Raw genomic sequence first — 18,916 nt, 5'->3', positions numbered from 1 at the left:
ACATCATCCGTCCTATTGCTCGATTGGATATACGTTGCCCCATCCGTCAGAAATGGAGCTCGGTAGTACTGATGCACGCACTTTTACGAGGTAATTCCCAAATCTGTCATACCTGTTAGTCCGACGTCTAATCTGTCCCGCAATCAGGCCTGGGTGCACGTTGATCATTTTCGCGAAAGCAAGGATGTCGCGTTCGTAAAAGAACGGCGCTTTACGTGCTATAAATGCATTCATCTTTGACTGAGGGACGCAAAATTCGGCTGCAGCTTGGTTGGCTGCGGCCTCTTCCTCATCAATTAACGAGTCCTCACCCTCAAGGTCAGCATCAAGCATTATTCGAGTTTTGCCATGTTCTTGTAAGACGTGCTCAATCTCGTGGCGTAAAACGAACCAAAAGTTGTCGATGCGATCAAAGCGCATGGAAAGAGCGATGACTGGCGACTTCTCGTTTAGCCAGAAGCACACGCCATCAATCTTTGCGCTCGGCAAACTTTCGACAATTAGGAAGCGAACTCCGCACTCTGCCAGAAGCCGCGGGACTTTGCGGGCCTCTTCGGGTGACAGTAGGAGCTGCTTTAGCCTTGGCATCGTTGCTAGCAATGCTTCGTGGCTGTACCTAGCCACAAGCATTTCACCAGCAATCTTCTTGACTCGATAAAGCCACGCTAACTGAACCGGTGTCGGCTCGTTCTTTACGTCTGTTTTCTTTGCGGCGTGGGGGAGTATTTCGATGTCTTCAATGCGATTTACGCCGAAAAATCGAACTAGTTCAGATTGGACCAAAGGGTCCCTGACGTCTTTAGCGTGAATCCAGCCTCGTTTGATCATTTCAGCGATAGGCAGCTTCCCGAATAAGTGAGCGCGAAGCTCCCTAACCGGATCATGGGGAGCTGCCAGCCTCGCCTGCGCTAAATCGTAGCTCTGTTGCAGTTCCAGAAAATGTTCAGCCGGAACATTAAGCGCTTCCTCAAGAGCTACTGCCAGCGCCGCGTCCACATCGCGCTTGCCGTTTACGATGCGTGACGTGGTTGCCTCATCTAAACCGAGGACCAAAGCGAAGACGCGATTCGTCCAACCTTTTTCCCTCAGAAGGGCTTCGATTAGCTGAGCCGGAGTCCGAAATGTAGAGAAATTTCCATTCATAACAGACAGTTATCATATTTGCGCAAACTTGCAAACTCGGATTTCGCCCCTTTCGGGGCCTCGCATCTTCGACCCGCAGAATTTTAATGCACTTGCATGAAAACCCTGCTAGCCTCTGGAAGTGTCCCGCAAATTCGCTCCCCCCGCCCTGATGCTCGGCAATTTCGTCACCGGAACCTCGGTTCTGGCGCCGGCGGGCATGTTGCCGGATCTGGCGGCCGGGCTCGGCGTGACGATCCGCGACGCCGGGCTGCTCATCACCTTCGGGGCGATCGTGCTGTGCATCGGATCTCCGCTCACCGCGTGGCTGACCAGCCGGATCGACCGCCGGCTGCTGCTGACGGGGACCCTGGCGGTGCTGGCGCTCGGCAATCTCGCCTCCGCCCTTGCGCCGAACTATGCAGTGCTGCTGGTGGTGCGACTGGCGATGCTCGCGGTCGGCGCGCTGTACACGCCGCAGGCCGCGGGCGCGGTGGCGTTGATCGTGCCGCCTGAGAGCCGCGGCGGCACCATGGCGTATGTGTTTCTCGGCTGGTCGCTGGCGGTGGCGCTCGGCGTGCCGCTGGTGACCTTCGCGGCCGATCATGCCGGCTGGCGCGGCGCCTACCTGACGGTCGGCGGCATCGGCCTGATCAGCTTCATCCTGTTATGGCTGCGGCTGCCGGGCGGCCTGACCGCAGCGCCGGTGAGCCTGCGCACCTGGGCGGCGGTGGGGCGCAGCCGCCGCATCCTGACGCTGCTCGGGGTGTCGTCGCTGCAGACCTCCGGGCAGTTCGTGGTGTTCACCTTCTTCGGGCCGCTGCTCACCGGGTTGACCGGCGCCGGGCCGCGCGAGATCGCGCTGGTGTTCGCGATCTACGGCGTCTGCGGCTTCGTCGGCAACATCATCGCCAGCCGCATCGTCGACGGCTGGGGCGCGTATCGCACCTCGGCGCTGTTCACCTCGCTGATGCTGGCGGGCGTCGCCGGCTGGACCTTCGCGGCCGGACATTTTGCCGTGATGGCGGCCGCGGTGGCGGTGTGGGGGCTCGGCTTCGCGGCATCGAACTCGATGCAGCAGGTTCGGCTGGTCACGGCCGATCCGATGCTCGCCGGCGCGACGGTGTCGCTGAATACGTCTGTGCTGTATGTCGGCCAGGCGATCGGCTCGGCGGTCGGTGGCGCGCTGTTCGCGGCCGGGCTGCTGCGCGTCAACGGCTACGTCTCGACCGCGGTGCTGGCGCTGGCGCTGTGCATGGTGGTGGTCGCGACCCGCGACCGCAGCGCTTGAAAGCGCTGCAGCCGCATCGCGTCGCGCTCCGACGCCTCACATAGTCGATCACACCCAGCAGCAGGCGCGCGCCGATCAGAACCGGCGCATGGGTCGGCGAGGCGTGCGGCGGGATCAGCGCCGCGATCGCGGTGAGGACGAGGCAGATGTGCAGCGCCAGCCGGCGGCGCAAAGACAGGGTCGGGGCGAGGCGGGCGTCGATCGAACGGACGGCCATGGGAGTCTCCAGGCTGATCCGCGATCGGCGGCGCCATCAGCGCACGCCGATCGCGATGGATCGGGACGTGCGTTGATTGACGTTGAACGCTTACGGCCGGCGCTGCCGGCGGCAGACCACGGGGCGGGCGCCCCGTCGAAATGATCAGCCGAGCCGCATCGACAGCTCGACATCGGCCGCGAACGGCACCGACAGATAGCCGTTGGCCGGATCGCGCACCCGGGCGAGATAGTCCGGGCAGTGATCGGCATTGTCGGCGACGATCAGCGCGCCGGGCGCAAGCCGGCTTTCGAGCCGGTCGAGAATCTCCGCATACAACGCCTTGGCGCCGTCGAGCAGCACGAGATCGATGCGGTCGGGCAGATCCTTGCTGAGGGTCTGCAGCGCGTCGCCTTCGCGGAATTCGACCAGATCGGCGAGGTCGCCGGCTTCTAGGTTGGCCTCGGCACGGACCATCTTGGCGTGCTCGAACTCGGTGGTGATCAGCCGGCCGCCGCCATTGTCGCGTAGCGCTGCGGCCAGATGCAGCGTCGAAATGCCGAACGAGGTGCCGAACTCGACGATCGTCCGGGCGCGGCAGCTTCGCGCCAGCATGTAGAGCAGCGCGCCGGTCTCGGGCGACACCGCCAGCGCGTAGTCCTTCAGCCGGCCGTACAGCGTCGCGTAGTCGGTCTTGCTGCGCATCAACGACATCGTGTCGGGCGGGAGCCGGTCGAGCTGCGGCTGGGCGGCGTCGGCTTCGTCGAACAATCGTGCCAGCAGCGGGGCCAGGGGTGAGGTGGTCAGGGTGGTCATTGCGAACTCCAACAGGGAGTGATCAGCGCGATGTTGCGCGTCCTCAGAAATACGAATAAATATTCGCATTCGCTAATCGCATTCCCCGGGGCGCTCATGGCCGAACGCCGAAGTGGCTCAATCTCCACGCGAAAACAGCCGCAGCAGGCGCGCTCGACGGAGTTGGTCGCGGCCATTCTGGAGGCGGCTGTTCAGGTTTTGGCGAAGCAGGGCGCGCAGCGCTTCACCACGGCGCGGGTCGCCGACAAAGCCGGCGTCAGCGTCGGCTCGCTGTATCAGTACTTCCCCAACAAGGCCGCGATCCTGTTCCGGCTGCAGAGCGACGAGTGGCGGCAGACCTCACAGATGCTGCGCGACATCCTCGAAGATCGCCGCGATCCGCCGCCGAAGCGGCTGCGCCGGCTGGTGCACGCCTTCATCCAGTCCGAATGCGACGAAGCCGAAGTCCGCGGCGCGCTCGACGATGCCGCGCCGCTGTATCGCGACGCGCCGGAAGCCCGCGCCGCGCGCAAGGCGATGGACGGAACGATGGCGGCATTCCTGCGCGAGGCGGCGCCGCAGAGTTCAGAGGCGACGCGGGCTCGCGCGGCCGAGCTGATCGGCCGCACCATCGCTGCGCTCGGCAAGGATTTCTCCAGCCGCCCCCGCGCAGCCGCCGCGATCACCGCCTATGCGGATTCGGTCGCCGACATGCTATGCGCCTATCTGAAGACGCTGCGACGAGATTGAGACGATGCCGAAGCCGATGATGATGCGGTGGTTGGTGGCCTGCCTCGCTGCAGCGACGCTCGCGGGCTGTGCCGCTCTGCCGGCGCCGGCGTGCCTGCCGCCGTCGCAGCCGATGCTCAGCGCCGAGCTGGCGTTCGGCCGCAACATCGGCGACCGGCTCGGCGTCAGCGATGCGGAATTCAAGCGCTTCACCGCCGAGGAAATCACACCGCGGTTTCCGGACGGGCTGACGGTGGTCGACGGCGTCGGGCAGTGGCGCGACGGCGAGCGCGGCCACGTCGTCCGCGAGAAAGCCAAGCTGGTGACGCTGGTGTTCGCCGAAGATTCGGTCAGGCGCGCGGCGCTCAGCGCCATCGCCGAAGCCTACAAGCAGCGCTTCAAGCAGCAGGCGGTGATGGTCTCGGTGCGGCCGAGCTGCGTCAGCTTCTGAGCGCAGCGGCGACGCCGCGATCGGTGATCTGATAGTGGGTCGAGCGTGGATCGACCGAGGCGCGCTTCAGCCAGCCGAGCTCGACCAGGTCTTCGAACGGCTTCCGCTCGCGCGCACCGAACACCTGGCGGCGGCCGCCGTTACTCTGGATGTCGCGGATCAGTTTGAAATCGTCGACGGTCGCCATCGTCGTCTCCAGCCGGGACCGCGCCAGCGGCGCACCGCTCATGTCGGACTCAGGACGTCTTGCGGGTCCGCTTCTTCGGTGCCGGCGCCGCGTCCGAGGCGGCGGCGGCCTGTTCGGCCTCGCGGGCGAGCCGCAGCTCGCGCAGCCGCGCCATGTTCTTGCGCGTGGCGACGGCCTCGCGTTCGATTTCGGCCATCCGCTGCGCGCCTTCCTGCTGCTCGAGTGCCTTGCGGCGCGCCCGTTCGATGCTGGTCGGGGAGGGGGTGGTCGTCTTGGTATCGCTCATATCCGCTTCCTTTCGGCACGCGCGGCAAAACCCGCCCGATCACGAGGATCGAACGGGCCCATCTGCCGTTTCAGTACATCCGTGAAACGGAGACGCCGGATCAAGCCAGCGCGAGGTTTTCGGCGCTGCTCTTGCCGCGCATTCTGTCGACCTTGACCTCGAACGAGACCTGCTGGCCTTCGGCGAGGCCGGACAGCCCGGCGCGCTCAACCGCGCTGATGTGCACGAACACGTCGTTGCCGCCGTCGTTCGGGGCGATGAAGCCAAAACCCTTTTGGCCGTTGAACCACTTCACGGTACCTGTCGTCATTTCTATTCTCCAAAGCACATCGTCCGCGCCAACATGGCACGTGACGTTTCAACTAATCGATGACTTTGGGAAGGAGCCCGCGGGCGCATTCAGAAAGGCACAGCGGCTAATCGAATGACCTGCACCGTATAGCATCCGCTTCGATCATACAAGGACTATATTGTCGCGCGCCGTGCGGAGGGGCTGCAACCGTACCGATAGAGACAACCGCAGCGTCTTCGCTTATCGGTTAGTTCCATCCCGCACCCCGCACGTCACCTCGCTATGCCAAGCTCGATGCTGTCCGACGATCTGATATTGACCTGGAGTATCGTCGCCCTCGCCACGGCGGGCGTGATTATTCGTCCGCTGCGCTGGCCCGAGGCGGTGTGGGCGGTCGCCGGTGCGGGCGCGCTGGTCGTTCTCGGCCTGCTGTCGTGGCAGGACGCGCTCGCCGGGGTGCGCAACGGCATCGACGTGTATCTGTTCCTGATCGGCATGATGCTGATCGCCGAGCTGGCGCATCGCGAGGGGCTGTTCGATTACCTCGCCGCCTACGCGGTCGAGCATGCCCGCGGCTCGCCGCAGCGCTTGTTCCTGCTGGTCTATGTGGTCGGCGTGCTGGTCACCGTGCTGCTGTCGAACGATGCCACCGCGATCGTGCTGACGCCGGCGGTGTACGTCGCCACCCGTGCCGCGGGCGCCGCGCCGCTGCCGTATCTGTTCGTCTGCGCCTTCATCGCCAACGCGGCGAGCTTCGTGCTGCCGATCTCCAATCCGGCCAATCTCGTGGTGTTCGGCGAACACATGCCGCATCTCGGCGGCTGGCTGCAGCAATTCACGCTGCCGTCTGTGGCGGCGATCGTCGCGACCTATCTGGCGCTGCGCCTCGCATTGCGCCGCTCGCTGGCCGAGCAGACCATCGAGGCGCGGGTGGCGACGCCGCATCTGTCGCGCGGCGGCAAGCTCGCCGCGGTCGGGATCGGCGCGATCGCGATCGTGCTGCTCACCGCCTCGGCGCTGAACGTCGCGCTCGGCCTGCCGACCTTCGTATGCGGACTCGTCACCACCGCCGTCGTGCTGGCGCTGGCGCGGCAGTCGCCGCTGCCGGTGCTGCGGGGAGTGTCGTGGAGCGTGGTGCCGCTGGTCGCAGGCCTGTTCGTGATGGTCGAAGCGTTGAGCCGCACCGGCGTGATCGGCGCCCTCGGCGGCGTGCTGCGCGAGGCGGTGGCCGATGCGCCGCGGCTCGGCTCGTGGGCGGCCGGCATCGTCACCGCGATCGCCTGCAACATCGGCAACAACCTGCCGGTCGGCCTCGTCGCCGGTTCGGTCGCGGCCGACAATCATCTGCCGCGCGAGACCATCGCGGCGCTGCTGATCGGCGTCGATTTGGGGCCGAACTTCTCGGTCACCGGTTCGCTCGCGACCATCCTGTGGCTGGTGGTGCTGCGGCGGAACCGGATCGAAGTCAGCGCCTGGCGGTTCCTCAAGCTCGGCCTCGTCGTCACGCCGCCGGCGCTGATCGCCGCGCTGGCCGCGGCGGTGTGGTGACCCTCTTGCCGCGTCGCTGACAACGCGTGCCGTTCCAGCACGAGCGCGTGATCGGTTCTGGCGAGAGGCAGGGTGCCGTCTATATTCCCAGCATCCTTCCTCGTTTCGACCCATCCCGCGTGAGACGTTTCGTGCTGATCCTGTTGCTGTTGCTGATCGTGCCGATCGCCGTGTCGGCCGGAAAATACTGGCTGGGCGATCGCAGCGTCGACTGGCAGAGCGCCGACCGCTCCAGCGCCGGGCTGCTGCCGCCGGCGGCGCAGCATCCCGATGCGGTGGTGCGGGTGTTCGCCGCGCGCACGGTGCGCTGGCGCGGCATCTTCGCGGTGCACAGCTGGATCGTGGTCAAGCCGGCGGGCGCGTCGCGCTACACCCGCTACGACTACACCGCATGGGGTGCGCCGATCCGCGTCAATGGTTTCGTCGCCGACGGCCGCTGGTTCGGCGACGAGCCGCAACTGATCGCGGCCGCCGACGGCGAAGCGGCGGCGGCGATGATTCCGAAGATCGAAGCCGCGGTGAAAGGCTACAGGCTTGCCGCTTACGGCGACTATCGCGCCTGGCCGGGGCCGAACTCCAACACCTTCGTGGCCGCGGTGATGGCGGCGGTGCCGGAGCTGCGCACCACGCTGCCGCCGACGGCGATCGGCAAGGACTATCCATGGGACGGCGGCTGGATCGCGTGGACGCCGTCCGGCACCGGCGTGCGCGCCACGCTCGGCGGTTACCTCGGGCTGACGCTGGGCTGGATCGAGGGCGTCGAACTCAACGTCCTCGGCGCGGTGCTCGGCCTCGATCTGCGCCGCCCCGCGCTCAAGCTGCCGGGCCTCGGCCGCATCGGCGTCAGTGCGGCGTGAGCTGCGAATGCTGCGAATGCGTGCCGCAGCCGCACGGCTCGGCGGGATCCGGCGGCGGCGCGTTGACGCCGCGCCAGCGGGCGTAGCGCCACGGCAGATACCAGCGCGCGCCGCGCGGGGTGGTTTGTGGAACTAAGTCGATTCCCGAGGTGCCGAACGGCTGGCAGCGCAGCAGCCGCGCCAGCGTCATCCAGCCGCCCGCCCACAATCCGAACCGGCTGATCGCTTCGTCCCCATACATCGAACAGGTCGGATAGTGCCGGCAGTTATAGCCGACCAGCGGCGACAGCGTGTGGCGATACAGCCAGATCAGGCCGCGGCCGAAGTTCCGTGGCAGCCGCAGCGCGATAGCGATCCAGTTAGTTCTGCTGGTTGGTAGTTGCATGAGCAGGTGCCGTTTCGACGAGCGGCGGCTTGCCCGGTTCCTCGGCGGGGAACCGCAGCTCGCCGACATTTGCGCAACACTTCACCAAAACTCGCGCGCTGTTGAGCGCAACGCAGCAAATCGCGGTGGAGTTTGCGGTTGATCAAAGTTAGCTTTTTCGCAACGGTTAGGTAACAGAGACGTGACAGATTCGGATTGGAACTTGTCGCGCTGTTGCTGCCGGATGCGAAGGACGCAAGGTTGGGACGCTCGGTTCTCTCCTGTTTGACCGGTTCGGCGCTGTGGCGGGTCGCAGCGTTCGGCGTCGTTCTACTCGGGTTCGCGGCCGACAGCAGCATTCCCGTCACCGCCGGCTCAGGCAGCCTGGAGGCGCGGCGGCAGCCGATGAAGTTCGGCTGGGTTGCCTGCGATCCGGATTGCGGCGGCTGGATCAGCGCGGTCGGGATCGTCACCATCGACACCCCGAAGGCGTTCGAAGACTTCGCCCGCGGCCGCCAGCTCGGCGGCGCCACCGTGGTGCTGGATTCCAGCGGCGGCTCGGTCAATGACGCCATCACCCTCGGCCGGCGCTGGCGCAAGCTGGGGCTGGCGACCACGGTCGGCATCAGCGTGCCGTCGGCGTCGCCGCTCGGCAACCGGCCGCGGATCGAGCCGGGCGCCTATTGCGAATCGATGTGTGTGTTTCTGCTGTTGGCGGGGCAGACCCGCTATGTGCCGGAAGGCGCCCGCGTCCGGGTGCATCAGATCTGGATGGGCGACCGCGCCGAGGACGCCCGCGCCGCCAGCTATTCGGCGCAGGACATGTCGATCGTCGAGCGCGACATCGGCCGGCTCGCCAAGTTCACCTTCGACATGGGCGGCACCGGCGATCTGTTGTCGCTCGCCCTCAGCGTGCCGCCGTGGGAAGACCTGCACGAATTGTCCCGCGCCGAGCTGCGCGACACCAATCTGATCACCACCCTGGCGATCGCCGATCTGCTGCCGGGGCTTGGCGGCAGTCCGGCCAAGACGGCGGCGTCGGTTGGTCCGAAGCCGGTGCAGGACCGCTTCACTGCCCAGCCGGCACCCGCCACCAAGACCGCCGACGCCCTGCCGACCGGCAGCACCGCCGCGGCCCAGCCGGGGCACTGAACCAAGCAACGTCATTCCGGGGCGCGCGAAGCGCGAACCCGGAATCCCGAGATTGTTGCGCGTTCTTTTTCGAAACGTCGAGATTCCGGGTTCGCGGGCGTTGCCCGCGCCCCGGAATGACTCGTGGAAAGGGCGGACTTACGCCGTCGCCTGGGCGCCATCCCGCTGCGCTTCGATCTGGCCGATGGCGTCGACCACGGCGTCGAAGGTCAGCAGCGTCGAGGCGTGGCGGGCCTTGTAGTCGCGGACCGGCTCGAGCATCGCGATGTCGGCCCATTTGCCGTCGGGCGGGGCGCCGTTCTCTTTCAGCATCTTGCGCACGGTCTCGCGCAACGCTTTGAGTTCGCTGGCGGTCGAGCCGACCACATGGCTCGCCATGATCGACGACGACGCCTGGCCGAGCGCGCAGGCTTTGACGATGTGGGCGAAGTCGGTGACGGTGTCGCCGTCCATCTTCAGGTCGATCGTCACCGTGGAGCCGCACAGTTTGGAATGTGCGGTGGCGCTGGCGTCGGGATGCTGCAATCGTCCGATCCGCGGAATATTACCGGCCAGTTCGATGATGCGGTTGTTGTAGATGTCGTTGAGCATGCGGCGAATTCCGTGCGGGCGCCCTGGGCACTGGTCGCGCGGGGCGGCGACCTTGGCGGTTCCGGCTTGCCGTCTTATATAGGAAGCGTGGGGTTCGAAATGAAGCCTCGCCTTGCGGCTGACTGCGCCGCGTGGAGGATGCGAGCCGAGATCGGTCAAAGATTTGGCCGGCCGGGTTCGCCGAAGGGATCAAGACGACCGGCTGTTGTCCGCCCGTCTGCCCGGTGACACATCCGGCCCAACAAGGCCGGTCGAACGGAGAGAAGATGGACGCCAAAATCAAGCCGATCCGCGGCACCAAGCCGGCCGACAGCCGCCCCGAATTCCAGCCGACCGAACTCGATCCGTCCGACTTCCTGGAAGTCGCGGTGCAGCCCGATCAGCCGCGCCCGTCGCGTGCCGAAGCCGAGGCGGCGGTCAAGACGCTGCTGTCCTATATCGGCGAGAACACCGAGCGCGAGGGGCTGATCGATACCCCGCGCCGGGTGGTCGAAGCCTATGACGAGCTGTTCCAGGGCTATCACCAGTGCCCGAAGGAAGTGCTGGAGCGCACCTTCGGCGAGACCGCCGGCTACGACGACTTCGTGCTGGTCCGCAACATCAGCTTCACCTCGCATTGCGAGCACCACGTGATGCCGTTCTACGGCAAGGCGCACATCGCCTATACGCCGGTGGAGCGCGTGGTCGGGCTGTCGAAGCTGGCGCGGCTGGTCGACATCTTCGGCCGCCGGCTGCAGACCCAGGAGCATCTCACTGCGCAGATCGCCGCGGCGGTCGACGAGGTGCTGAAGCCGCGCGGCGTCGCGGTGCTGATCGAGGCCGAGCACACCTGCATGTCGGTGCGCGGTATCGCCAAGAAGGGCGCCACCACCTTCACCAGCCGCTACACCGGCGTGTTCCGCGATAATCCGGCGGAGCAGGCGAGGTTCATGTCGATGGTCAGGGACCGCGGCTAACACGCGAGTCCTGCAAGGCAATTCAATCGTGTCCAGCGAATCGCGTTCAACGTGTTCACCCGTCGCACCCGATGACATCGAGGAAGGCGTTGTGCTGCGCCCGAAATTCGATTCGCACGGGCTCGTCACGGTCGTCGCCACCGACGCCCGGACCGGCGACGTGCTGATGGTCGCGTTCATGAACGACGAAGCGCTCGACCGCACCATCCAGACCGGCGAGGCCTGGTACTACAGCCGCTCGCGCAAGCGGCTGTGGAAGAAGGGCGAGACCTCCGGTCACGTCCAGAATGTGCTGGAGATGCGGGTCGACTGCGATCAGGACGCGGTGTGGATCAAGGTCGATCAGACCGGCGGCGCCGCCTGCCACACCGGCCGGCACTCCTGTTTCTACCGCCGCATCGACCGCGGCGGCGACGGCGCGCCGGTGCTGATCGAAACCGACGCCGACCGCAAGTTCGATCCGGACAAGGTGTACGGCAAGTAGCCGAGCGGATCAGGCCAGCCGGCTGGCGATCTCGCGCTGCTGCTGCACCAGGTCTGGACCGGCCTTCGCGCCGGTCGGATCGGCGATGCTGTCGATGTAGTCCATCGCGGCGGAACGCAATTCGCCGTCCTCGAGGCTGATCACGCCCGACAGCGTCTGAATATTCATCGAGCGGATGTTGTAGTTTGTCCAGGCGCTCTGCTGCTGCTTGCTGCCCGGGCCGCCGGAGCCCTTTTCCTTGTCGTAGAGCTCGAGCGCGGCGTTGGCCGCCTTCAGCGCATTGAGCCCGGCGATCGCTTTCAATTCCTTGGCGAGATCGGGATTGTCCTCGAAGAACTTCTCGATCTTTTCCTTCCACGGCCCTTCGGCGGTGACCTTGCCGAATTTGTCGACCTGCAGCCGGACGGCGTCGTCGAGGTTGACGTTCATTTTCTTGAACGCGTCGGTGAGCTTGGTGGTCAAGGCATCGGTGCGCTGCTGCAGCATCTCGTCGAACGACAAGGTGAGCTTGGCGGTCGCCGCCTTGTCGGCATTGGCCTTGTCGAGGATCGCCTTGGCGCGGTCGGACAGTTGCACCGTGTCGGTGACGGCGGCTGTCGACGGGGTGGTCGGCGCGGAGGAGCCATTGGTGCTCGAACCGGCTTGCCCGATCTGAGCCAGACTGGTCGGCTGAGACCAGCTCGATGTGGCGGTGGAAGAATTGGCGATCGCGGTCATGGCGGTCTCGCGCATCCCAGACCAGAGAAGAATCTCTGGACAACTACCAGGGATAGAACCAATTGCCCGGTTAAGGCAAAGTTAAGAAAAGACGCGCAGAGCCTGGCGCGCTCGTTGTCTTAACTCCTCGTTAACCATAGTCGCCGCAGGGTCCATGGCAGATGGGCGCTTCCGCGCGCGACTGGCGCATTGGAGCGGGGCAGGGCGATGGCGGCTGAGGTCTCAAATCCGGCGGTGATGATCGTCGATCCGGCGAGGACCAAGGTCGCCGGCGCGATCAAGCAGGCGGCTGGCCAGACCGGCACCAGCTTCCAGTATCTGCTCGCCACCGCCAAGATGGAGTCGGACTTCAACCCGAGCGCGCAGGCGACCACATCGTCGGCGCAGGGCCTGTTCCAGTTCATCGAGCAGACCTGGCTCGGTACTGTGAAGGAGGCCGGCGCACAGTTCGGCTACGGCCAGTACGCCGACGCCATCACCCGCTCGGCGTCCGGCAGCTACTCGGTCAGTGATCCGTCTGCGCGCACTGCGATCATGAACCTGCGTAACGATCCGGTGGTGTCGTCGGCGATGGCCGGGGTGCTGACGCAGTCGAACAGCTTCAAGCTGACCGGGGAGATCGGCCGCCGCCCGTCCGACGCTGAACTTTACATGGCGCATTTCATGGGCGTGGCCGGTGCCGCCAAGCTGATCAATGCAGCGGGCGACACGCCGAACGTCGCCGGCGCCGCGCTGTTCCCCGCCGCCGCCGGTGCCAATCAGTCGATTTTCTACGACCGCTCCGGCAATGCCCGCAGCGTCTCCGAGGTGTATTCCAATCTCGCCTCGCGCTACGAGGCGGCCGCCAACTCGCCGGCGACGCAGAGCGCGATCGCTTCGGTCGCCGGCCTGCCGGTGACGCTGGCCTCGGCCGCGCCGCCGCCCGCAGCGGTCGACAACGCCGCGTATCTGGCGAGCTTCCCGGACGTGCGCAACGTCACCCCCGCCCAGGCCGGCGACGCGACCCGCACCGCCACGGCGCAGCGCGGCAGCGAGCCGATGTTTCGCTCGCTGTTTCTCGGCGGCGACCGGACCGAACCGGTGTCGCCGGCCGTACAGTCGCTGTGGACTTCGCCGTCGCAAGCCGCAATGCCGTCGCAGACCGCGATGCCGGAGCTGTCGCGCACTCCCGAGGTCCGCCCGCCGACGCCGCTCGACCTGTTCAGCGACCGCAGCGGCACGTTCGCGAGCTGAGCGCTGGTCAGCCGTTCCGCTTCCGGCGACCGCGTTGATTCTGCACCGAGTTGAGAAACGCTCTGTCGGCCTCGATCCGCTTTTCCAGGAACGTGGTGACGGCCTTGATCCGCGCGACGTGCAGCAGATCTTCGTGCACCGACAGCCAGATGTCGCGGGTGGTGAACAGTTCGGGCATCACCGGAATCAGCTCGGCATTGCCGGATGCCACGTAGGACGGCAGCATTGCGATGCCTTGCCCGGCCGACACGGCGACTGACTGCGCCACCAGGCTGGTGCTGCGAAAGATCGTGTGCGGCGGCCGCAGCACGTCGGACAGCCAGCGGTTTTCCTTGCTGTAGATGTAGTCCTCGATGAAATCGATGAAGGCGTGGGTTTCGAGATCCTTCACCGTCGTCGGCGGGCTCCGCCCTCCGAAATACGCGTCCGTCGCGTAAAGCGAGATCCGGAATTCGCCGACCTTCTTGATCGACAACCGCTTGCCCTGCGGCCGGAAGAAGCTGACGAAGACGTCGGCCTCGCGGCGGCTGAGGTCGAGCAGCCGCGTATCGGTGATCAGCTCGATCTGAATCGACGGGTAGATCCGGTTGAAGTCGGCGATGCAGCGCGTGAGATAAAAACTGCCGATTCCTTCCATCGCGGCGATCCGCACCGCGCCGCCGGCATCGGCGGTGTCGGTGCCGATCGCCTCGACGATCGAGTTCGCCTGGCTCTCCATGCCCTCGGCGTATTGCAGCAGCCGCATCCCGATCTCGGTCAGCGTGAAGCCCGACTTGCTGCGCTTGAACAGCGTCGAATTCAGGCTGCGCTCCAGCTCGCGGATGCGGCGGCTGACCGTGGTGTGGTCGACCTTCAGCTTGGCGGCGGCGCGGACCAGGCTGCGCTGCCGCGCCACTTCCAGGAAATAGACGACGTCGTTCCAGTCGTACCTGATGGTGCGCTGTGTCTTCGCCACGCCCGCCGCCGTCTCCCCGGCACGGCCGGCGCCGATGCGCCGGCCTTCCGTCTGTGTCCGGACAGCCACCGAACGGGACTACGCCGCGACGATCGGAGCGTACGTCTCCACCAGCCGGTTTGCAAACATGTCCACCTTCGGGATCATCAGCTTCTGCCGGCACACCGCGAGGTCGATGTGCTTGGGCATGACCGCGCCGAGCTTCATCACCCGCGGCGCCGCGACGTTGATATCCCATTGCGGGAAGCCGGTCGGCGGGATCACCACGCTGCCGCCGGGGTAGGGGCTGTCGACCCGGTTGGCGAGCACGACCGCCACGCGGTTGTCCTCGGCGCGCGGCACCGCCAGCAGTTCGCGCTCGAACGGCTCGCGCAGCGCCGCCGGCCACAGGATGATGTCGGCTGCGCCGATCCCGAGGCAGCGCGAGGTTTCCGGAAACACCGCGTCATAGCCCGACATCACGCCGATCCGGCCGAACGGGGTGTCGAACACCGGATAGTCGAAGCCGGCGACCGCCCATTTGCGCTCCTCGGCGGTGAGATGCGTCTTGCGATAGCGGCCGATTTCCTTGCCGTCGGGGCCGATCAGCACCGTGCTGACATAGAGGCCGGCAGCGGCGCGCTCGACGATCGGCGCCGCGATCAGGCAGCCATAGCGGGCGGCGATCTTGGACACTGCGGCGAGGTTGGCGCCGGCCTCGTCGGCGGCTGTCGCCGCTTCGGCCGGCGTCAGGATGTAGTGCGCGCTGAAGGCGTATTCGGGCAGGGTGATCACCTTGGCGCCGAGCTTGGCGGTGTGGTCGACCATGTCGAGCACCTCGGCGACGCTGCAGTCCGGCGTGACGTGGATCTGCACCGCCGCCACCTTGGTGACCGATTGCGACGGGATCAGCGGCTGATAGGCGACGCCGTGGACCGGGGTTTTTTCGTAGGGCTGCGCCATGATGCCGTAGGTCTCGGGGCGGCGATCGGCGATCTTGTCGTTGGCGGTGTAGATCGACTTGTCGGCGGCTTCGTCGAGATCGATGGTGGCGATCGACAGGCCATGGGTATCGTACGGCACCTTCGACAGCACGCGGCCCTTCGGGTCGACGATCATGCTGCCGCCCGGATAGTAGATCGAGCGCTCGTAGCCGGCCTTGGTGGCGGCCACCAGCCAAACGCCGTTTTCGTAGGAGCGCGCCGGGCCCCACATGTCGGCCTGATCCATCGCGAAGAAGTTCGCCATGTCGACGATCACTTCGGCGCCCTGCATCGTCATGGCGCGGAAGATCTCGGGGATGCGGCCGTCGAAGCAGATCAGCAGACCGATCCTGCCGAGGTCGGTGTCGACCACCGGGCAGCCGCGCTCGCCGAACGCGAACCAGTTCTGGTCGTGGGTGGCGAGGAACTGCTTGTGATAGTGGCACGCGACCTCGCCGTTGCGGTCGAACATGATGCCGGTGTTGAAGATCTTCTGTTTGGCCGGATCCCATTCGGTGATGCCGCTGGCGATATAGACGCCGTGCTTGCGGCTTAGCGCGGCGAGCGCCTTGACGAACGGGCCGTCGGTCAGCGTCTCGGCGAGCTCGCGGCAGTGCTCGGCCGAGTCGAACAGATAGCCGGTGTCCATGCATTCCGGGAACACGATCAGCTCGGCACCCTGCCGGACCGCGTCCTCGACGTAAGCCGTCGCGAGCGCGATGTTGAAATCGAAATCGCCCAACTTGGCGAGTGTCTGCACCGCAGCGGCGCGAAACCGGCGCTTCGTCATGTCAGTCTCCAGATTGTAAGGGTGGTTCGGATCGGTCGGGCCCGGCTCAGCCGGCACCCGTCATTTCTTTACTTCCTGCCAGAAGCGATCGAGGCAGTGGCGCTTGATCGCCATGAAGTCGTCGCCGGTGGTGACGGTGCGGTCGCGCGGCCACGGCAGGCCGATCTCGACGATCTCGGCGACCTGGGTCGGCCGCCGCGTCAGCAGCACCAGCTTGTCGGCCTGTTCGATCGCCTCGTCGAGATCGTGTGACACCAGCAGCATCGTGGTCTTCGTCTTCATGAAGATCTTCTGCAACTGCTCGCGCATCGACATCGTCATCTCGTAGTCGAGCGCCGAGAACGGCTCGTCGAGAAACAGCACCTCCGGCTCGGTCACCAGCGCGCGCAGGATCGACACGGTCTGCTGCTGGCCGCCCGACAGCGTGTAGGGGTAGGCGTTGAGGTCGATGCGGATTTCGAACTCGGCCAGCAGCTTCTCGATCCGCCGCTCGCGCTCGGCGCGCGGCACGCCCATCACCTTCAGCGGGTAGTGGATGTTGTCGATCGCCTTCAGCCAGGGAAACAGCGCCTCGCGGTAGTTCTGGAACACGTAGGAGATCCGCGTCTCGCTGATGCGCTGGCCGTCGTACAGCACCTCGCCGGCATCCATCGGCATCAGGCCGGAGATCATGTTGATCAGCGTGCTCTTGCCGCAGCCGTTCGGGCCGAACACCGAGATGAACTGGCCGAGCGGCAGGTCGAGGTCGAAGCCGTCGTAAACGACGGCATCGTTGAAGGTCTTGCGCAGGCCGCGGATCGTCATCTTAGCCTGCCGGCCGGGCTTCGGCGCGGCCGGAACGGTTGCGGTGTCGGTCATGGGCTCCGGCCGCAATTGGAGGACGCTGCGCGCGTTCATTCGCCGAGATCCGCCTTGGTCAGCAGTTTGTCGCGGACGTTGATCGGTCCCTGCATCACGCCCTGGGCGATGAACACGTCGACCAGCGCCTGATAGGATTTGACGTCGGTGTCGTCGAGATCCTTGAAGCCGCGCAAATAGGGCTGCGCGACCAGATCGAGCTGGTCGGCCTTGATCGGCGTATAGCTCGGCAGCACCGCCTTGTATTTGGCGAAGTCGGCGTTGACGAGGTCGGTGGCCTGGTCGATCACCGCGACGACGCGGCGGGCGACGTCGGGCCGCTCGGTCAGGAACTTGGTAGTCATCACCGAGGCGCCGGAATAGAACGGGTCGGCGATCACGCTGGCGACCGGATTGGTCATCGCGCGCTTGGCCTTGCCGGACGCCACCGCGATCGAGCCGACCGGCTCCAGCGACAGCGTGGCGTCGACCGTGCCGCCGACCACCGCCGGCACCTGCATCGCCACCGCGAGATCGACCAGCTTGACGTCCTTGTCCGGATCGAGCCCCGCGGCCTTCACCATCTGGCGCGAGATCGTGCGCCACTGGATGCCGGGGACGTGGCCGAGGGTCTTGCCCTTGAGATCGGCGAAGCTCTTGATCTCGCTGTCCGGCTTGACGATCAGCCCGTCATTGATGCGGTCGACCTTGATGCCGCCGCCCTGCAGCCCGAACACCTTCAGCTTGCCGGGGAACTTCGACTCCGCGATCATCGCGATGCCGGCCGCGGCGCCGGGCGGACCGAAATCGGCGCGGCCGGCGATCAGCGCGTCGATGATCTGGTTCGGCGATTCCATCTTGGCGGATTCGATCTCGATGCAGGCCTTCTCGAACAGCTTCTGGTCGAGCGCGACGTAGTAGGCAGTGGTCTGCATGATCGGCAGCCAGGCGGCCGACACCTTGTCCATCTTGGCGCAGGCGGCCTGCGCGGTGCCGGCCGTGGAGAGTGCGGCGGTCACCGCGGCGGCCAGCAGAAGGGATTTGGACATCGTCGTCTCCTTGTGAACGAGGGCAGCGGGGAGGGTCATTTGCCCGACCAGTGGACGATCGAGCGCTCGAGAAACAGCAGGATCAGGTTGAGGCCGTAGCCGAGCGCGCCGGCGATCAGGATCGAGCCGTACATGTCGGTGAGCGAGTAGGAGATCTGCGCGTCGATGATGCGATGGCCCATGCCGTCGGTGGCGCCGATGAACATCTCGGCGACGATGATCACCACCAGCGCCAGCGACACCGCGGTGCGCAACCCGATGAAGGTCTGCGGCAGGGTCTCGAAGAAGATCACGTCGCGGAAGATCCGCAGCGACGAGGCGCCCATCGAACGGGCGGCGAGGATCCGGGTCTGCCGCGCGTTCATCACGCCGTAGGCGACGTTGAATACGATCACCAGCCAGGCGGCGAACGCCGCCACCGCGATCTTGGCGAGATCGCCGAGGCCGAACAGCAAGAGGAACAGCGGAAACATCGCGGTCGCCGGCGTCGAGCGAAAGAAGTCGACGATGAACTCGACCGAGCGATACACCGCCGCCTTGGCGCCGAGCACGATGCCGACCGGCACGCCGGCGATGATCGCAATGGCTATCGAATAGCCGACGCGCACCATGGTGTGCGCGATGTCCTTGCTCATGCTGCCCGACCACAGATTGACCGCGGTGTCGCGCAGCGTGTCGACCGGGGAGGGCAACAGGTCCTTGTTGACCCAGCCGCCGCGCGCGGCGAGCCACCACACGCCGAACAACAGCACCGGCCCGATCGCCAGTTCGGTGGCGCGCCGCAGCTTCGCGGCGGAGGCTTTCGAGATGTCTGCGTGCACGGCGCTCTCCTTGCTGATCAGCTCGAAGTCGTTAGTTCGCTCGCTCATCATCGCCGACGGCGGCCGGATGAAAATGACGAATTGTGCAAGGCAATGTGCAAATTTACATATGAAAACGGCCGCGACTTGCGATCAATTTGTAATCATACATTGTCGCGTTTGTAGGCAGCGGCGGCCGAGGAACCCGGGACGGCGCTTGTGCGCGGCAATGCGAGCAGGTCGCCGGGCCGCCCGCGTGCCTTAACGAAACG

The 18,916-nt window shown here is 65.7% G+C and carries 22 protein-coding genes; 9 read left to right on the top strand and 13 right to left on the bottom strand.

Features of this window, described 5'->3' with window-relative positions:
- Positions 1-12: 12 nt before the first annotated feature.
- Positions 13-1,143, bottom strand: coding sequence for a helix-turn-helix transcriptional regulator (locus DWA33_RS02325; RefSeq protein WP_114356477.1), 1,131 nt, complete (start codon positions 1,141-1,143; stop codon positions 13-15).
- A 151-nt stretch (positions 1,144-1,294) separates the two neighbouring features.
- Between DWA33_RS02325 and DWA33_RS02320 the strand changes: the two genes are divergently transcribed.
- Entirely contained in the window at positions 1,295-2,413 is a 1,119-nt protein-coding gene (locus DWA33_RS02320) for an MFS transporter (RefSeq protein WP_114356476.1), read from the top strand.
- Positions 2,414-2,774: 361 nt separating this feature from the next.
- Here the strand turns inward: DWA33_RS02320 and DWA33_RS02310 are convergent, their stop codons facing one another.
- Complete coding sequence (locus DWA33_RS02310; protein ID WP_114356474.1) at positions 2,775-3,425, bottom strand: O-methyltransferase; 651 nt, start codon at positions 3,423-3,425, stop codon at positions 2,775-2,777.
- A gap of 96 nt (positions 3,426-3,521) precedes the next feature.
- Here DWA33_RS02310 and DWA33_RS02305 point away from each other — a divergent pair, with 96 nt between their 5' ends.
- Both DWA33_RS02305 and DWA33_RS02300 read left to right on the top strand, forming a co-directional pair.
- The gene (locus DWA33_RS02305) at positions 3,522-4,154 is read left to right on the top strand and encodes a TetR/AcrR family transcriptional regulator (protein WP_114356473.1); all 633 of its coding nucleotides are present in this window, start codon (positions 3,522-3,524) and stop codon (positions 4,152-4,154) included.
- A gap of 4 nt (positions 4,155-4,158) precedes the next feature.
- A complete protein-coding gene (locus DWA33_RS02300) occupies positions 4,159-4,584 on the top strand; it encodes a DUF3574 domain-containing protein (protein WP_244601182.1) in 426 nt (141 codons plus the stop codon).
- Here DWA33_RS02300 and DWA33_RS02295 read toward each other — a convergent pair.
- The 3 genes from DWA33_RS02295 to DWA33_RS02285 all read right to left on the bottom strand — a co-directional run bounded on the left by DWA33_RS02295 (position 4,574) and on the right by DWA33_RS02285 (position 5,367).
- Positions 4,574-4,813 carry a TenA/THI-4 family protein gene (locus tag DWA33_RS02295; protein WP_244601181.1) on the bottom strand — a complete coding sequence of 80 codons (240 nt, stop codon included), beginning with the start codon at positions 4,811-4,813 and terminating at the stop codon, positions 4,574-4,576. The two genes, DWA33_RS02300 and DWA33_RS02295, sit on opposite strands and share 11 nt — an antisense overlap.
- A gap of 7 nt (positions 4,814-4,820) precedes the next feature.
- A complete protein-coding gene (locus tag DWA33_RS02290) occupies positions 4,821-5,057 on the bottom strand; it encodes a transcriptional regulator (RefSeq protein WP_114356472.1) in 237 nt (78 codons plus the stop codon).
- Between the two features lie 100 nt (positions 5,058-5,157).
- Entirely contained in the window at positions 5,158-5,367 is a 210-nt protein-coding gene (locus DWA33_RS02285; RefSeq protein WP_107346662.1) for a cold-shock protein, read from the bottom strand.
- A gap of 276 nt (positions 5,368-5,643) precedes the next feature.
- Here DWA33_RS02285 and DWA33_RS02280 point away from each other — a divergent pair, with 276 nt between their 5' ends.
- Both DWA33_RS02280 and DWA33_RS02275 read left to right on the top strand, forming a co-directional pair.
- Entirely contained in the window at positions 5,644-6,897 is a 1,254-nt protein-coding gene (locus tag DWA33_RS02280) for an arsenic transporter (protein ID WP_114356597.1), read from the top strand.
- 131 nt (positions 6,898-7,028) lie between these two features.
- Positions 7,029-7,754, top strand: a complete 726-nt coding sequence (locus DWA33_RS02275) for a DUF3750 domain-containing protein (RefSeq protein ID WP_167443105.1) — start codon at positions 7,029-7,031, stop codon at positions 7,752-7,754.
- Here the strand turns inward: DWA33_RS02275 and yidD are convergent.
- Positions 7,741-8,139: a membrane protein insertion efficiency factor YidD gene (gene yidD, locus DWA33_RS02270; RefSeq protein ID WP_114356471.1), complete on the bottom strand. Its 399-nt coding sequence runs from the start codon at positions 8,137-8,139 to the stop codon at positions 7,741-7,743. The two genes, DWA33_RS02275 and yidD, sit on opposite strands and share 14 nt — an antisense overlap.
- 240 nt (positions 8,140-8,379) lie before the next feature.
- On the opposite strand from yidD, the gene DWA33_RS02265 reads away from it, so the two are divergent.
- Positions 8,380-9,270 (top strand): COG3904 family protein, encoded by an 891-nt coding sequence (locus tag DWA33_RS02265; protein WP_114356595.1) that lies wholly within the window; start codon positions 8,380-8,382, stop codon positions 9,268-9,270.
- 138 nt (positions 9,271-9,408) lie between these two features.
- Here DWA33_RS02265 and DWA33_RS02260 read toward each other — a convergent pair whose 3' ends face one another.
- On the bottom strand, positions 9,409-9,861 hold the full coding sequence (locus tag DWA33_RS02260; protein WP_114356470.1) for an iron-sulfur cluster assembly scaffold protein: 453 nt from the start codon (positions 9,859-9,861) through the stop codon (positions 9,409-9,411).
- A 266-nt stretch (positions 9,862-10,127) separates the two neighbouring features.
- Between DWA33_RS02260 and folE the strand changes: the two genes are divergently transcribed.
- Together folE and hisI are read left to right on the top strand one after the other, a co-directional pair.
- Complete coding sequence (folE, locus tag DWA33_RS02255; protein ID WP_114356469.1) at positions 10,128-10,817, top strand: GTP cyclohydrolase I FolE; 690 nt, start codon at positions 10,128-10,130, stop codon at positions 10,815-10,817.
- Between the two features lie 28 nt (positions 10,818-10,845).
- A complete protein-coding gene (hisI, locus tag DWA33_RS02250) occupies positions 10,846-11,301 on the top strand; it encodes a phosphoribosyl-AMP cyclohydrolase (protein WP_114356468.1) in 456 nt (151 codons plus the stop codon).
- Between the two features lie 9 nt (positions 11,302-11,310).
- On the opposite strand, the gene DWA33_RS02245 is transcribed toward hisI, so the two are convergent.
- Positions 11,311-12,018 carry a hypothetical protein gene (locus DWA33_RS02245; RefSeq protein ID WP_114356594.1) on the bottom strand — a complete coding sequence of 236 codons (708 nt, stop codon included), beginning with the start codon at positions 12,016-12,018 and terminating at the stop codon, positions 11,311-11,313.
- A 207-nt stretch (positions 12,019-12,225) separates the two neighbouring features.
- On the opposite strand from DWA33_RS02245, the gene DWA33_RS02240 reads away from it, so the two are divergent.
- On the top strand, positions 12,226-13,251 hold the full coding sequence (locus DWA33_RS02240; protein WP_114356467.1) for a transglycosylase SLT domain-containing protein: 1,026 nt from the start codon (positions 12,226-12,228) through the stop codon (positions 13,249-13,251).
- A 7-nt stretch (positions 13,252-13,258) separates the two neighbouring features.
- Here the strand turns inward: DWA33_RS02240 and DWA33_RS02235 are convergent, their stop codons facing one another.
- From DWA33_RS02235 to DWA33_RS02215, 5 genes are all read right to left on the bottom strand, one after another.
- Positions 13,259-14,206 (bottom strand): LysR family transcriptional regulator, encoded by a 948-nt coding sequence (locus DWA33_RS02235; protein WP_114356593.1) that lies wholly within the window; start codon positions 14,204-14,206, stop codon positions 13,259-13,261.
- Between the two features lie 78 nt (positions 14,207-14,284).
- A complete protein-coding gene (locus DWA33_RS02230; protein WP_114356466.1) occupies positions 14,285-15,958 on the bottom strand; it encodes a carbon-nitrogen hydrolase family protein in 1,674 nt (557 codons plus the stop codon).
- Positions 15,959-16,018: 60 nt separating this feature from the next.
- Positions 16,019-16,816 (bottom strand): ABC transporter ATP-binding protein, encoded by a 798-nt coding sequence (locus DWA33_RS02225; protein WP_244601180.1) that lies wholly within the window; start codon positions 16,814-16,816, stop codon positions 16,019-16,021.
- A gap of 35 nt (positions 16,817-16,851) precedes the next feature.
- Positions 16,852-17,844 (bottom strand): ABC transporter substrate-binding protein, encoded by a 993-nt coding sequence (locus DWA33_RS02220; protein ID WP_114356592.1) that lies wholly within the window; start codon positions 17,842-17,844, stop codon positions 16,852-16,854.
- 35 nt (positions 17,845-17,879) lie between these two features.
- Positions 17,880-18,713, bottom strand: coding sequence for an ABC transporter permease (locus DWA33_RS02215; protein WP_244601179.1), 834 nt, complete (start codon positions 18,711-18,713; stop codon positions 17,880-17,882).
- Positions 18,714-18,916: the final 203 nt, after the last annotated feature.

The sequence above is a fragment of the Rhodopseudomonas pentothenatexigens genome (genome assembly GCF_900218015.1).
GTDB lineage: Bacteria > Pseudomonadota > Alphaproteobacteria > Rhizobiales > Xanthobacteraceae > Rhodopseudomonas > Rhodopseudomonas pentothenatexigens.
The sequence above is the reverse complement of the archived record's forward strand: the minus strand, read 5'-3'. Positions and strand labels throughout refer to the sequence as shown.